Origin of the sequence: uncultured Microbulbifer sp. (genome assembly GCF_947489355.1) — a bacterium.
Taxonomy (GTDB): domain Bacteria; phylum Pseudomonadota; class Gammaproteobacteria; order Pseudomonadales; family Cellvibrionaceae; genus Microbulbifer.
On sequence record NZ_CANLDD010000015.1, the window covers coordinates 32,836 to 46,516 of the forward strand.

Sequence of the window (13,681 nt, forward strand, 5' to 3'; positions counted from 1 at the left end):
TACAGACTGCTGCGTGGATTGCGACGGGGTTGAAAATAGAGGGCGACCTGCCTGTGCCCAGGGGTTAGAATCTCGTCGCAAATTGGCAGCAGCTTGTAGTCGGGGTGAGAAATGGCGTTGACGGGACGTCGAAAACTGCTCAATGAGGTGATATTCGGTACAGACACGCCTGCCGGGCGCAACTTTGATGTTTTTTTGATTTGGGCCATTGTGATTAGTGTGGGCCTAGTGTTACTGGCATCCATCAGCACTGTTGCCGAACATTACGGTCCTCTGTTGATCGCGCTTGAATGGGTGTTTACCGGGCTCTTTACGGTGGAATATATTGCGCGTATCTACTGTTCAGCCAACCGGCGCCGCTATATTTTCAGCTTTTACGGGATTATCGACCTGCTGGCGATACTGCCCAGTTACCTGGCGCTCCTCTATACCGGCGCTACCTATCTGCTGGTGATCCGCCTGTTGCGGGTTCTGCGCATTTTCCGCATTCTCAAACTGGTGCGCTATTTACGCGATGCCAATATCCTCCTGCGGGCCTTTGGGCTGGCGCGGAGAAAAATCTTTGTGTTTTATTCCAGCGTGCTGGTGATGTGCGTTATTTTTGGCGCGTTGATGTTTGTGGTAGAGGGCCCGGAACACGGTTTTACCAGTATTCCCACCAGTGTCTATTGGGCCATTGTCACCATAACGACTGTGGGCTATGGGGATATCTCCCCGCAAACACCACTGGGACAGAGTATCGCTGCTATGACCATGTTGATTGGCTACTCCATTATTGCCGTGCCAACAGGCATTCTCACTGTGGAACTGGCTGGTGAAATGCATCGGGAGCGCATTCAACTGACCTGCCATAACTGTAGCCGCAGCGCCCATGACCCGGATGCGGAATACTGCAAATTCTGTGGACACAGGTTGGAGGATGCGGGAGAGGTGCAGGAAGCCTGAATCTTTCTGGTTCGGCGACGGGTAATTACCACGCCTCCGGTACACGTACAGCAATCACTTGTGCCTCGGCGCACAGGCGTCCGCTGCTGCTCAGGTCGCAGTGCAGCACGGTTTTTCGGGGGCTGCGTTCGACGATAGAGGCTTCGAGTATCACCGGTTTGTCAATGGCGGCGGGAGCCAGGTAGCGGATTGCGAGTTTGCCGGTGGCGTACCAGATTATGCTTCCGGCGCCGATGTCGCGCCCGGTCTGAAGGTAGCCATCTGCGATGGCGGTGCACACTGTATGACAATCGATCACTGTGGCGATGACCCCGCCGTTTAAATAGCGTGCGGGACCGGCACTGTGATGGGCAGCGGGGGTGAATACGCAGCGGGTTTTATCCTCGCCGCTCCAGTAGCTTTTGATGCGCAGTCCGTGGTCATTGTCAGGGCCGCAGCCGAAGCAGTGATTGTCGGAAATCATGTCCTGGATGGCGGTTTGTTCAATCATATCGGCCCCTCGCTCTAGACGCGCCATACTACCGATTTGCGCCGGCGAGGGGAAGAAACTAACCTTGCGGGCTTCCGACAGTGTTACCGGAAATAGAGAGATGGAAATATACGGCTTTTGTGCCCCCGGTTTTGAGGCCCTTCAGGATGCTTTCGCCAGGAATTTTCGCGAGTGCGGGGATACGGGGGCGGCCTTTGCGGTACGCCAGCATGGCCAACTGGTCTGCTCCCTGTGGGCGGGCAGCGCGGACCGGGATGCGGAGTGCCCTTTTACCGAGGACGCGATTGCAAATGTATTTTCTGCCAGCAAGGGTGTGCTGGCACTGATGGCTCTACAGCAGGCGGATGCCGGCAAGTTGGACCTGGACCGTCCGGTGGCGGACTACTGGCCGGAATTTGCCGAGGGCAAAGCGACGGTTACTGCGCGTCAATTACTTTGCCATCGAGGCGGCCTGGTGGCTTTCCGCAAGCGTGTGGAAGACAGGTTGATTTACGATTGGCACGCTGCCTGTGCGGAAGTTTCCCGCACTGAGCCCTGGTGGTCACCGGGTAGCCAGCAGGGTTATGCCCCTTTTTTGTATGGCTGGAGCCTCGGTGGACTGGTTGAACGGATTGCGCAAAAGCCGCTGCCAGAACTCTATCGAGAATCACTGGCCAACCCCCTGGGCCTCGATGGTGGTTTTGGTGCCAATGGCCACCGTTCACACCGTATTGCGGATGTGGGCCCGCTGAAACAACCCCTACCGGAACTGCGGGAAAACGCCATAGGCCGGGCGATCAAGGAAGATCGTAAGGGTCCCGTGGCCATGGCATTCGGCAATCCTGTGAGTCTGGTGATGGGCACCAACGGCCAACAGTGGCGCGATGCACTGATTCCCGCGGCCAATGGCCATTTCAGTGCCCGGGACTTGGCAGCGGTTTACGGTGATCTGGCACTGGAAGCCCCAACTACCTTGTCGCGAGACTGGGTAACGGAGGCGTCGCGGGAGCAGAGCTGTGGCCATGACAGGATACTGCTGGCCAAAGTCCGTTTCGGTTGCGGGTTCATTCTGAGTGGTGATGCGGCGGATTTACATTTCGGTGGAGCCCGGGGGTTCGGCCATCCAGGTGCCGGCGGTAGTATTGGTTTCGCCGATCCGGAACGGGGGCTGGGTTTGGGCTATATCACCACGCGTTTGGGGCAGAGCCTGTTTATGGATCGGCGCGCGGTTGAGTTGGTGCGTGTGCTGTACGGTTTGCTGTCATGACAGAAGCTGTTCTAAAGCTGGTCGAGCGTATTGATGAACTGGAGGCCCGGCTGGCATTTCAGGAAGATACGATCGCCCAGTTGAATGATGTGATTGCCAGGCAGGATGCCGATATCCGCCGTCTTTTAATCCATATGCGTGAGTTGATGCAGAAGTACAGTGCAATCAGCAGTGAATTACCGGGGGGTGTCAGGCCCTCGGGTGACAAGCCGCCGCACTATTAGTCAACCCGGTAGTCCAAAGGCATTCAGCGACCGGCTTGGTTGTGACTTGTGAATGCTATTGGCGTGCAGGAAGTTGCCCCTATTTTTGGGACTACCCCTTGTGCGGTCACCTTCACTGACTGGCATATTAAGAAAACATAATGGGTCTGGTGCCACTTAACCGGGAGCGTAAGTTCAAAAGTGTCTAAGCAATGTTTGTCCTCTCGCGCCAAGGGTATTGACAAACTTTTCCACATGCCTATGAGGAGAAAGTGGCGCCTCAAGTTGACGAGGTACAATTGTCACGGTTTTGTTTTACTTTTTATAACTTATTGTTTTTAAAGGAAAAAATAAAGAGTTTAAAAAATGTGCAAAATGCTGTGAGCCAGGGTTTATGCCGTTTGTCGCTGCCCTTTGTTTATTAATGCACAGAGTTATCCACAGAACTTGTGGAAGAAAAGGGTTTGACCGCTTTCTGTTCAAAAAATCTGCACGATAGTGCAATTTTGATGTGATTGATGATGTGCAACGGGGACTGGTTAGTGGAACCGGCGATCACTTCGCCGTAGTCTTTGCATGATTTTATTGGATGGATTCAGCCGTCAGTCAGCTTGCGCGCTGGATACTCCTGCGACTGTGCAGGAGCACTGTGCACAGTGCATCCCGATACCCATAAAGTAAAAGTATGTTAGGAGAATCAATGATGAAACATTGGGTAGCAATTCTCGCTTTGGGCTCAGTGGTGGGTTGTTCCACTCTGGACCCTTACACCGGGGAAAGCAAAACCAGTAATGCCTCAAGGGGGGCTGGCATCGGTGCGCTCACGGGCGCCATTATCGGTGCGGCTACCGCGAGTAAAAAAGATCGCCGTAAGGGCGCGCTTACCGGCGCTCTGGGGGGTGCTGCTATCGGCGGTGGTATTGGCTATTATATGGACCAACAGGAAATGGCACTGCGACAGCGCCTGGAGGGCACCGGTGTGGGCGTACAGCGCGAAGGCGACAATATCCGTTTGATCATGCCGGGTAATATCACTTTCGGTACCAACCGCTCTGATATCCGCCCGGGTTTTTACGACACCCTGGATTCCGTCACCGTGGTGCTGCAGGAGTTTGACAAAACCGCGATCCGCGTCAGCGGCCACACCGACAGCACCGGTTCAGATGTCTACAACCAGACGTTGAGTGAGCAGCGGGCTAACTCTGTGGCGGGCTTCTTCAGTCGCAATGGCCTCTCCTCTGGCCGTTTGCAGGCCATTGGCTACGGTGAGCGCTACCCGTTGGCTGGCAATGATTCCGAAGCCGGGCGTCAGGCCAACCGCCGCGTGGAGCTCGAGCTCCTGCCGCTGTGATCCATATTGCTTGTGTGTGGGCCATACTGTCGCCGGTACAGCGGCACTTGCTTCGCGAAAGGGCATCCAGTTGCCCAAACAGGCAAATATCCGGAGTTTTGGCAATTTCTTGATAACCTGGCCTGAAATACCGGCCCATCTGTGTAGTGTTGTGTTGATTTAAGAGCCCGTTATGGCCGGCTAAGGCGCTTACCTGGCCGGCTCAACGCCTTTTGCCGAAACAATCACCAGAGCGTTGTTGTCCGGCCGTGCTGTCAGTCAATCAGCCACTGCAGAAATAATGGAGAATAGCCGTGAGACGCCGCCAGCCTGTTAACAATACCCTGCGCCTGGCGTCTTTTCTTCCCGCGTTGTTTGCCACACTGGCCTTTGCTTGGCAGGACCGCGGCGAAGCGGTGTTTTCGGAAACCGCCGCTCACCTGGAAACGCAGTTCGCCGAGGCCGCGGTGGTGGCGCAGGTGGAGGTGATCGATATCCACCGGGATGTAGACAGCGCCCTTTCGGCGCCGGGGGTTACTGCGATTTCGGGTTATGTGTATTCCGCCGCGCCCAGCCGGGTGTGGAAAGGGGCGGTAGCCGAGCAGATCACCTTCCGCCTCGGCCTGGAGTACTGCGACAGGAAACTGGAAAGAGGTGGGCGCTACTTGATCTTTGCCGGGCGCGATATCTACGGCAGGCTGCAGCTGCTCAGTTGTGAGGCGGTTGTGGTGGAATCTGATGCAGCGGTACTGTTGGCAATACTCAGTGACTTGACCGCTCGGAGCCAAACCTGTTCACACCGGGCAAAGTTGTGGCGAAGCTGCCCTGGTTTGTTTCTGGTGCAGGGGTTCCTATCCACTCCGGAGCGGGTTAGGCACGCCACTTCGCGACTTGATTCCCGCAACCCCTTGGTTGCCCGGTTTATATAATCTCCGGTTTTAAGTCTTCCCACACTTACAGCAATCCAACCTCTAATAAGGGAGGCGGATTCCTTGAAGAACGCCAATGCCGGGTTATTCTTATCAGTATTGGCGCCACCTTCTTTAGCGAATGTGCTTTGTTTTATCGGATTATCTGACACTGCCTTCTGGCGCCAAAAGGGCTCAAGCCACAGGTTTTACCGCAGGGATGCAGGGCGAGCGGCGCATAGCTACCAACGCTGTCCGCCGCCTGTAAATTGCATGACCGGGCTGGCCTTGCGACGGGTATTTTTCTGATTTTGGCTGGCGTCGAGAGGTCGCAGTATGAAGAAGCTACTGATTCCACTGATCATTTTGTTACTGATCATCGGCTATTTTATTTCGCGTGGTGGCGAGCACAAGGCAAAAGATGCGTATGATTCGATGAATCAGCCGCAGAGCGAGCAGATGAATGACAACTCGACGCCATCGGATACTGGCGACGATAGCGACACACCTCCTCCCAGCAACACGCCGACGCCCCCTGATGGTATGGGTAACCCGGACATGCAAACGCCACAGGAGCCGGATCAGGCAAACCCCAACCCTCCCGGAGCCAACACCACTACCAGCCCCGGATCTGGTGCCGCGGTTGCAACACCGGCCGCTGGAACGCCAGATGCCAGCACGCCGACATCCACCGGTGTGGGTGGCAAGCCCCCGCAAGCCTCCACTGGCAACCGTGGTGATTCGACAGACAATACGGGCAATAAGGCGGACAAGGTTACCGAAGGGGCTTCTGCGGAGTAGGGCAGCTGTTAAGCGTTGACAGCCCCGAAAACGGGCATCTCCGGCAACAGTACCTGGATTGCCGAAGTTGTGAGGCAGCGTTCAGATCAACCCTGGCAGGGATCGCAAAACATTGCGGAGCGCGCACGGGCTGCCGACGGAGGTGGCCCTTGCCCGTTGTGGAAGCATGATTGAACATCAATGGTGTCGGGAACACGAGATACTCGAAGTCAAACCTGTAGGAAAATTTTCTGCGGGGGATTTTCAGCAGCTTGCAGCCCAGATAGATCCGGTCATCACGGAGCAGGGCAGGATAGAGGGTCTGCTGATCAATGCGCAGGATTTTGCCGGTTGGGAGAGTTTTGTTGCACTGATTTCACATTTCCGTTTTGTACACGACCACCATAAACATATCCAGAAAATAGCCGTACTATCCGATAATCCCGTCCTAAGTTTTATGCCGAATCTGGTCTGCCATTTCATCAGTGCCGAAGTGCGCCCCTTTTCGCTGAGTGAGTATCCCCAAGCCCTGGAATGGCTGGAAAATCCGGGTTAGCATTGGCCGCTTTTTGATTATTGCACGGAGTGTCGATGAGTCCGGCATTGGCTGTGATTGCGGCGACCCCGAAAAACCTCTCCGCTGCCCAACTGTTGTCCAGTCAACTCGATTTCCCCTGCCTGGGCGTGGTTGATCCCAGGGAAATAGGCGATTTCCCCCGGGTTCTACGCTGCGCCGAGCGCTTGGAAGTGTGTGCGACTGGTCCTGGGGCGCCGGGGCCTGTCGCTGTGGATTTTGTGGGCGGAGCCCTGGCGCACCGGCGCAGGTTTGGTGGTGGCAGGGCGCAACCGGTTGCCAGGGCCATTGGTTTGCGACCGGGTTTTTATCCGTGTGTATTGGATGCTACTGCCGGACTCGGGCGCGATGCTTTTGTATTGGCGACGCTGGGTTGTGAGGTGCGGATGCTTGAGCGCAACCCGGTGGTGCGCCTGTTGTTGCAGGATGGCCTGCGGCGGTTGCAGGTGGCGGCTGTTGCCGATACTGAACTGGTCTCAGTCGCCGGGCGTTTGTCCCTGGTTGATGACGCCATTTCCGCAGCGGACTGGCTGGCACGGCAAGGCGAGGACTCCTGGCAGGTTGTCTATCTGGATCCCATGTTCCCGTTGCGGGGCAAGAGTGCCAAAGTAAAAAAAGAAATGGTGGCATTTCATTATCTGGTAGGTGCGGACAAGGACGCGGATAACTTGCTGGAACCCGCTATCAAAGCCTGCTATTACCGCACCGTGGTCAAGCGTCCCAAGCTGGCCCCCCACCTGGCCGGTAAAAAACCCAGCCTTTTTTTGCAGGGAAAGTCCGGGCGTTTTGATATCTATACCAAACATGGCATACCAAGCTGATCACGGTCCTTGCGCCATGGCTTAGCCTAGACAGGCTACCCGGACTTGCACAAGCCGAATTCTCCCCGGGAGGGTTGCCGGCGCACCACATTATTCGCGCTTTTTCCGTAACAATGTCCTGATTTATCTACACTGGCAGGATAGTACCGGGTGAAGGTGCGGTTATGTTATTAACAGTTCACTGCGTTGACCGCAAGGCCGCCCAGGGCGGTTTCCTTGTACTTGTTCTGCATATCGATACCGGTCTGGTGCATGGTTTCAATCACGCTGTCGAGGGGAACTATGTGGGCACCGTCGCCGCGCAGGGCGAGGCGTGCAGCGTTAATGGCTTTTACCGCGCCCATGGTGTTGCGCTCGATACAGGGCACCTGGACAAGCCCGCCGATAGGGTCACAGGTGAGCCCCAGATTGTGTTCCATGCCGATTTCCGCCGCGTTTTCGATCTGCTGGTTGCTGCCGCCTTGCACTGCTGCGAGGCCGGCAGAGGCCATGGAACAGGCCACGCCAATCTCTCCCTGGCAACCCACTTCCGCAGCGGAAATGGAAGCGTTTTTCTTGTACAGCATACCAATGGCGCCGGCGGTCAGAAGGAATTTCACCACCTGGTCCTTAAGATCACCATGTTTGCTGGGTTTGTGTACAAATTCCACGTAGTAGGCGATGACGGCGGGGATGACTCCTGCAGCGCCGTTGGTGGGGGCGGTAACAATACGCCCGCGCGCGGCATTTTCCTCGTTTACGGCGAGGGCGAACAGGCTGACCCAGTCGAGGATGGCCAAACCCTGGTTGCGCTCCTCCGGGGGTTGTTTATTCAGTTCCTGATACAGATCCGCTGCGCGACGGGGCACGTTCAGTCCACCGGGCAGAATTCCCTGCTGATGACAGCCCCTCTCAATAGAGGCATCCATCACCTTCCAGATATTCCACAAGCGGTCTTTCACCTCCTGTTCACTGCGAAACGCCTTCTCATTTTGCATGGCCAGATCGGCAATGGCCCAGCCGTGCTGTGTGCAGGTCTTCATCAGTTGTTCGGCGTTTTGGAAGTCATAGGGCAGCAGGGTAGCGATTTCCTCTCTGTGGGCGAAGTCCTCCTCAGACAGTACAAAACCACCGCCGATAGAGAAGTAACTGCGTTCAAATAGCCGTTCTGGGCCCGAGTAGGCCTGGCAGGTCATACCGTTGGAGTGTTGAGGCAGGAATGTCTCTGTGTGGAAAGTCAGGTCACGATCGCGAATAAATTCGATCTTGTGGTCATTATATAATAGCAGGGCAGACGCCTGTTGGATCGCAGCCAATCGTTCATCGATACTGTCCACATCGATGGTATCAGGGGATTGACCCAGCAGTCCCATCAATACCGCCATGTCGGTGCCGTGGCCTAAACCGGTGAGGGCCAGGGAGCCGTAGAGGTGTATTTGTACGCGATCAGTCTGGGGCAGCTGTCCGTGGGCGCGCAGGTCCTGCACAAATTGGCGGGCAGCGATCATGGGACCCACTGTGTGGGAGCTGGAAGGGCCCACGCCGATTTTAAAGAGTTCGAAAACACTAATACTCATAAATTACTCTTCGCCGGACTGCACTGTTTCGCAGCCCTCCCTGAGGGTATTGTTGCACCGTTTGGGGGCGAGCTTTGCCCCAGGGGACGCAATAATCAAGATCACAGCGGTTATTCCGCACAAAATTCTCCCAGTGGCGGGTTTTTCCAGATTTATGCATCCGCAGAACCGTGGCGTAAGAGAAGCTACGGTACTTTCGCGACCAAAACCGCACGTTTGGGCGCGGGGTGACCCTCAATGGTTTTCCCCGGTGATTGCGGATCAAGAAAATCCGCCAGGGATTCAAAGCGCATCCAGTCGGTGCGCCGCTGCTCCTCAGCACTGGTGGTGTTCAGGTCCACGGTTTTTGGGTTTTCGAAGCCACACTTGCGCAGCCAGCTCTCCAGAGTCGCACAGCTGGGGAAAAACCACACGTTGCGCATTTTCGCGTAGCGCCCTTCGGGTACCAGGCAGTCCCCCAGTTCGCCATCAATCACCAGGGTTTCCAACACCAGCTGCCCCCCCGGGCGCAGAGTCCCGCGAAGGTCTCGCAGATGATCCATAGGCGAACGCCGGTGGTAGAGTACCCCCATAGAGAAAGTGGTGTCGAAGGCGCGCAGGTTTTCCGGCAGTGCCTCGATACCCAGTGGCAGCAGGTCCACCGGTTTCTTATTTCCCAGGTACTTTTTCAGGGCGTAGAACTGAGCAACAGACTTTGCCGAAGGATCTATACCGATCACCCGGCACGCACCGGCACCGTAGGCCCGCCAGCAGTGATAGCCATTGCCGCACCCCACATCCAGCACCAGCCTGTTTCTGAGCGGGGCCAGGTGTGGCCGCACGCGATCCCATTTCCAGTCGGATCGCCACTCCGTATCAATGGATACGCCAAACAGCTCCCAGGGGCCTTTACGCCAGGGGTGGAGTTTTCTCAGTCCTGTTTCCAGCAGCTGCCGTTGCGCGGGGCTGGCATCGGTCGTGCTACCGACACGAATCCGGTGATTCAGTTGGATACTCGAGGGCGTTATATCCGGCAGAGCTTCGATTGCGGCGCGCCAATCGGGCAGGTCGCCCCAGCGCTGCGGGCTCAGACCCTCAGCGACCTGTTGCGGTAGTTGTGACAGCCAGGCGCGCAGGGCCGGGATATGTTGCAGGCCTTGGTAGAGTCGTGTGTAGTCAATCACAGAGGTACTTACTTTTCGGGCTTGCCTTTAAGAGCCAGTAAAGAGGCAAAATTAAAACACTGGAACCAGACATCCACGCTGGAAAAACCAATGTCTTTCAGGCGTCCGCGGTGGGTATCCAGGGTTTCTGGAGTCAGGATATTTTCCAGGGCTGAGCGTTTTTGTGCAATTTCCAGGGTACTGTAACCGTTGGCAGCCTTAAAGGCGTGGTGCAACTCAATCATCAGCTCACTGTGTGCTTTATCGGAAAAGTGCACCTTCTCCGAGAGAATGAAAATTCCCCCGGGGCGCAGGCCGTCATAAATTTTCTGCAGGATCGGCCGGCGCTTTGCCAGCGGGATAAACTGCAGGGTGAAATTAAGCACCACCACCGAGGCGTTTTCAATGGCAATAGTTTGCAGGTCGCTGCAGATAAGTTGTACCGGAATTTCACCGCTGTCGGCGGCGAGTACAGTGCGGGCCTGAGTTACCATTGCGGAGGAATTGTCCACCGCGACAATTTCACAGTTTGCCGCGGGGATACGGTGGCGCATGGCAAGGGTGGCTGCGCACAGGGAGCTGCCCAGGTCGTAGCAGCGGCTGCCGGCTTGTGCGTAGCGTTCTGCCAGGGTACCGGTCATGGCCACAATGGTTGTATAGCCGGGCACTGAGCGCTTGATCATATCCGGGAAAACGTCCACAACCTGGCGGTCAAACTCAAAACCAGCCACTTGCCCCAGCGGGTTTGCGTAAAGATCGTCGTGTTTATTCATCGGATATTTCTATGTACAGATGGGGGACTGCAGCAACCCGCCAAGGCGGTGTTGCAATGATACCAAGCAAATCAATGCGTTCACTAATAAAGTAAGCATCAGAAAAATTTTAGCCCAAGCGCCCGGCGGCTCTGGTGCTGTTTCAATGTTACTAGTAATGCAGGAGGGAAGAATACCCCTCTGCCAGGATCGTATGAGGCATAAATGCCGATAACGAGTGTACAGGGGTGTATTCACAGCGTGTCCTGGGAGAGTGGGGTTTCTCTCCTTCCGACCCGATAGTAAAACCCCCGCGGTACCAAGCGGTGCATTTTGCCCAGCCGAGAGCCTTTTGCTTTGAATCATAACCGTTGGCAGCGAGCGCAGGATCAGCCGAAAACGCGTCTTGAAGGGGTTTAATCGAGTATATTCTGATATTGCCGCAAGCATTTGCCAGGGAAGTGGATCGAAAAACCGCCGGCGAACCTTCATATTCACCGGCTTGGGTTCATCGGGCCTGCGCCTTGTGTCGGGGTGGGGCCTGTGCCTGAAAGGCATCTCCGACCTAAGTCTAGTTGCGCCTATTGTATACAGTTTCTATTTTGATCAACAATCGGCTGCCTGTGAGGGGAAGGGCTTACAGGCAGCGCAGTTTTCACCGGCTCACTACACCAAAAGAGGCGCCAGCTATGTTTTTTCAACGCCCTGGTAAGCGGGTATCGAGCCTGTGGCTCGGTATGTTGTTTGCGGTTTTCGGTAGTATCCCGGCGCTGGCCGATTCCTGGCAGCAAAATGTGGCCATCGGTGGCTTTGACCGAGTCCATTTGTTCATTCCGGATAGCATTTCGTCCATCGGTAACGGCAAAGCGCTGCTGATCGTTTTACATGGCTGTAGCCAGTCTATCGATGTATTTCTGACGGCGGGCCTGGAGGAGACAGCGGAAAATTACGGCATGGTGATCGCCGTACCAGATGCGGCGAATAAAGCGGGGTTTGGCTGTTGGTCTTACTGGCAGGGGGCACGTACCCGCAGCCACGGCGACTACGCCAATCTGATTAATCTGGCCACCGCCCTGTCTGGCGATGCCGCATACAATATCGATCCCGGGCAGGTGTATATCGCGGGCCTTTCCTCCGGGGCGGCCTTTGCCAACACTGCCGCCTGTATTGCCCCGGATATATTTGCAGGTTTTGGGGCCAGTGCCGGGCCCAGTATTGGTACCAGCGCCAGTGGGGCGATAGGCAACTGTGAGCGGGCCGACGTTGCCAGCCGCTGCCGCAATTATGCCGGTAGCTACGCCAGCCATTTGGATACCCAGATTGCCAGCATTGGCCACGGCAGCGCTGATACCACAGTGAATGCCTGCTACAACACACAAAATGCGAAGGGTATGGCCAAGGTATACGGAGTGAAGCGGATGAGTGACACCAACCACCTGAGTGACGCAGCCGGTCACACGGCCGAAGAACAATTATGGCAGGATGGTCGCGTGTCGATGCTTTGGTTCAATGACCTGGGACACACCTGGTCCGGCGGTATTGATGCCAGCGGTTCCCATGTGGATTCGGTCAGTATTGACTATGCCAATTATCTCGGCGCTTTCTTCCAGCGGAACAACAAACGTGTCGAGCGCATAGTCGCCGCGCAGGTTGACGAAGCACAAACAGGGTCCACTGGGGCGAAGGGGGCGACAGAAGAAGGTAAAGGGCGTGTTTCCGATGCCGAGGCGGTTTCCGCAGGCCGAGACAGCCATGCGCTGTCGGGTTCCACAGAGATCGATCCGTAGTTTTTTGGTGATCCCCCTCAAGGATAACCGCGCCGGGACAGTACACCAAGGGTGTTTGAGAGACTGTAACACCGGGGTGTAGGCTCCGCCACTCTGCTGGCTGGAGCCCCACAGATAACCCTTTCCGCTGCGAGTGATGTCCCCCCTTTAGCGGTCTGCAATCAGTGTTGGCAACCGGGCGGGACGGAAAGTGGTATCTCCGCTGCAACGCGGCTGTTTTTTTGGGGAAGCGCTTTGCCACAAGCCTCATACCTTGGTCATACAGACGGGCTTTTCGCTCCTTGCTAGGATCATTTTCGATTGACCAAGTTGAGACGGAGAATTGTGGTGTCTGAAGGTGATCACTCCGGCAAGCTGGCCCTGGTGACCGGTTCGACCAGTGGCATTGGGCTGGGTGTGGCTCGGGAGTTGGCGAGCAGTGGCTATCGGATCATGTTGCACGGCCTGCTGGATGCCGGTGTCGGAGCTGAAGTTGCGGCCGATTTCACGCGGGAGTTTGGCGTTGACTGTGGATTCAGCAGTGCTGATCTCAGGACTCTGCGGGGATGCACCGAATTGGTGGTGGCCACACAGGAGTTTGGCGGCAGTGTGGATGTGCTGGTGAACAATGCCGGTCTTCAATACACATCCGCAGCGGTGGATTTTCCACAAGCGCGCTGGGATAGCCTGATTGCCGTCAATCTGAATGCCCCTTTTTATTTGAGCCAACAGGTGCTGCCGGCGATGTTGGCAGTCGGCTGGGGTCGCATTATCAATATTGCATCGGTGCATGGCCTGGTCGCCTCCGGCAAGAAAGCCGCTTACTGCGCAGCCAAACACGGCCTGGTGGGGCTCACCAAAGTGCTCGCTCTGGAGTCCGCCAAGGCCGGGGTAACCGTTAATGCGATTTGCCCCGGCTGGGTGGAAACACCGCTGATCGAGCCGCAAATTCAAGCCATTGCGCAAGCGCGGGGTATCGATATGGAGAGGGCCAAAATGGTCCTTGTTGGAGAGAAGCAACCGCTACCTGTGGCGACGCAACCTGCGGCGATCGGGCAGCTTGTCGTCTTTCTGTTGTCCGATGCTGCAGCCACCATGACCGGCATTGCCCTGCCGGTGGACGGAGGCTGGACAGCTCAGTAGACTGGAGCCAGACAATAACCCCCGG

14 protein-coding genes are annotated in these 13,681 nt (G+C 56.1%); 10 read left to right on the forward strand and 4 right to left on the reverse strand.

Translation table 11 applies throughout. The features are described from left to right. Positions 1–111 precede the first annotated feature (111 nt). Positions 112–945, forward strand: coding sequence for an ion transporter (locus tag Q1A48_RS08680; protein ID WP_299943545.1), 834 nt, complete (start codon positions 112–114; stop codon positions 943–945). Between the two features lie 25 nt (positions 946–970). Here Q1A48_RS08680 and Q1A48_RS08685 read toward each other — a convergent pair whose 3' ends face one another. Next, positions 971–1,435 carry a PaaI family thioesterase gene (locus tag Q1A48_RS08685; RefSeq protein ID WP_299943548.1) on the reverse strand — a complete coding sequence of 155 codons (465 nt, stop codon included), beginning with the start codon at positions 1,433–1,435 and terminating at the stop codon, positions 971–973. Between the two features lie 100 nt (positions 1,436–1,535). On the opposite strand from Q1A48_RS08685, the gene Q1A48_RS08690 reads away from it, so the two are divergent. From Q1A48_RS08690 to Q1A48_RS08720, 7 genes are all read left to right on the forward strand, one after another. Continuing rightward, positions 1,536–2,681 (forward strand): serine hydrolase domain-containing protein, encoded by a 1,146-nt coding sequence (locus Q1A48_RS08690; RefSeq protein WP_299943551.1) that lies wholly within the window; start codon positions 1,536–1,538, stop codon positions 2,679–2,681. Next, positions 2,678–2,905, forward strand: a complete 228-nt coding sequence (locus Q1A48_RS08695; RefSeq protein ID WP_299943554.1) for a SlyX family protein — start codon at positions 2,678–2,680, stop codon at positions 2,903–2,905. The genes Q1A48_RS08690 and Q1A48_RS08695 overlap by 4 nt, the downstream gene beginning before the upstream one ends. Before the next feature lie 682 nt (positions 2,906–3,587). After that, positions 3,588–4,235 carry an OmpA family protein gene (locus Q1A48_RS08700; RefSeq protein WP_299943684.1) on the forward strand — a complete coding sequence of 216 codons (648 nt, stop codon included), beginning with the start codon at positions 3,588–3,590 and terminating at the stop codon, positions 4,233–4,235. A 293-nt stretch (positions 4,236–4,528) separates the two neighbouring features. Then, positions 4,529–5,143 (forward strand): hypothetical protein, encoded by a 615-nt coding sequence (locus Q1A48_RS08705; RefSeq protein WP_299943557.1) that lies wholly within the window; start codon positions 4,529–4,531, stop codon positions 5,141–5,143. Between the two features lie 315 nt (positions 5,144–5,458). Further along, positions 5,459–5,923 (forward strand): hypothetical protein, encoded by a 465-nt coding sequence (locus Q1A48_RS08710; RefSeq protein ID WP_299943560.1) that lies wholly within the window; start codon positions 5,459–5,461, stop codon positions 5,921–5,923. Positions 5,924–6,089: 166 nt separating this feature from the next. Beyond that, positions 6,090–6,458 (forward strand): STAS/SEC14 domain-containing protein, encoded by a 369-nt coding sequence (locus Q1A48_RS08715; protein WP_299943563.1) that lies wholly within the window; start codon positions 6,090–6,092, stop codon positions 6,456–6,458. Between the two features lie 35 nt (positions 6,459–6,493). Beyond that, positions 6,494–7,297: a class I SAM-dependent methyltransferase gene (locus tag Q1A48_RS08720; RefSeq protein ID WP_299943566.1), complete on the forward strand. Its 804-nt coding sequence runs from the start codon at positions 6,494–6,496 to the stop codon at positions 7,295–7,297. 170 nt (positions 7,298–7,467) lie between these two features. Here the strand turns inward: Q1A48_RS08720 and Q1A48_RS08725 are convergent, their stop codons facing one another. The 3 genes from Q1A48_RS08725 to cmoA form a co-directional block, all read right to left on the reverse strand. Further along, on the reverse strand, positions 7,468–8,853 hold the full coding sequence (locus Q1A48_RS08725) for an L-serine ammonia-lyase (protein ID WP_299943569.1): 1,386 nt from the start codon (positions 8,851–8,853) through the stop codon (positions 7,468–7,470). Positions 8,854–9,038: 185 nt separating this feature from the next. After that, positions 9,039–10,016 carry a tRNA 5-methoxyuridine(34)/uridine 5-oxyacetic acid(34) synthase CmoB gene (gene cmoB, locus Q1A48_RS08730; protein WP_299943573.1) on the reverse strand — a complete coding sequence of 326 codons (978 nt, stop codon included), beginning with the start codon at positions 10,014–10,016 and terminating at the stop codon, positions 9,039–9,041. Between the two features lie 8 nt (positions 10,017–10,024). Beyond that, on the reverse strand, positions 10,025–10,768 hold the full coding sequence (gene cmoA / locus Q1A48_RS08735) for a carboxy-S-adenosyl-L-methionine synthase CmoA (protein WP_299943576.1): 744 nt from the start codon (positions 10,766–10,768) through the stop codon (positions 10,025–10,027). Between the two features lie 668 nt (positions 10,769–11,436). On the opposite strand from cmoA, the gene Q1A48_RS08740 reads away from it, so the two are divergent. Together Q1A48_RS08740 and Q1A48_RS08745 are read left to right on the forward strand one after the other, a co-directional pair. Beyond that, the gene (locus Q1A48_RS08740) at positions 11,437–12,534 is read left to right on the forward strand and encodes a PHB depolymerase family esterase (RefSeq protein ID WP_299943579.1); all 1,098 of its coding nucleotides are present in this window, start codon (positions 11,437–11,439) and stop codon (positions 12,532–12,534) included. A 327-nt stretch (positions 12,535–12,861) separates the two neighbouring features. Continuing rightward, positions 12,862–13,656 carry a 3-hydroxybutyrate dehydrogenase gene (locus tag Q1A48_RS08745; protein WP_299943582.1) on the forward strand — a complete coding sequence of 265 codons (795 nt, stop codon included), beginning with the start codon at positions 12,862–12,864 and terminating at the stop codon, positions 13,654–13,656. Positions 13,657–13,681 lie beyond the last annotated feature (25 nt).

Excerpts from the sequence above, each read along its gene's own strand:
- Q1A48_RS08680 (WP_299943545.1), top strand. The coding sequence starts at position 112 with ATGGCGTTGACGGGACGTCGAAAACTGCTCAATGAGGTGATATTCGGT.
- Q1A48_RS08685 (WP_299943548.1), bottom strand. The coding sequence starts at position 1,435 with ATGATTGAACAAACCGCCATCCAGGACATGATTTCCGACAATCACTGC.
- Q1A48_RS08695 (WP_299943554.1), top strand. The coding sequence starts at position 2,678 with ATGACAGAAGCTGTTCTAAAGCTGGTCGAGCGTATTGATGAACTGGAG.
- Q1A48_RS08740 (WP_299943579.1), top strand. The coding sequence starts at position 11,437 with ATGTTTTTTCAACGCCCTGGTAAGCGGGTATCGAGCCTGTGGCTCGGT.
- Q1A48_RS08710 (WP_299943560.1), top strand. The coding sequence starts at position 5,459 with ATGAAGAAGCTACTGATTCCACTGATCATTTTGTTACTGATCATCGGC.
- Q1A48_RS08720 (WP_299943566.1), top strand. The coding sequence starts at position 6,494 with ATGAGTCCGGCATTGGCTGTGATTGCGGCGACCCCGAAAAACCTCTCC.
- cmoA (WP_299943576.1), bottom strand. The coding sequence starts at position 10,768 with ATGAATAAACACGACGATCTTTACGCAAACCCGCTGGGGCAAGTGGCT.
- Q1A48_RS08725 (WP_299943569.1), bottom strand. The coding sequence starts at position 8,853 with ATGAGTATTAGTGTTTTCGAACTCTTTAAAATCGGCGTGGGCCCTTCC.
- Q1A48_RS08715 (WP_299943563.1), top strand. The coding sequence starts at position 6,090 with ATGATTGAACATCAATGGTGTCGGGAACACGAGATACTCGAAGTCAAA.
- Q1A48_RS08700 (WP_299943684.1), top strand. The coding sequence starts at position 3,588 with ATGAAACATTGGGTAGCAATTCTCGCTTTGGGCTCAGTGGTGGGTTGT.
- Q1A48_RS08690 (WP_299943551.1), top strand. The coding sequence starts at position 1,536 with ATGGAAATATACGGCTTTTGTGCCCCCGGTTTTGAGGCCCTTCAGGAT.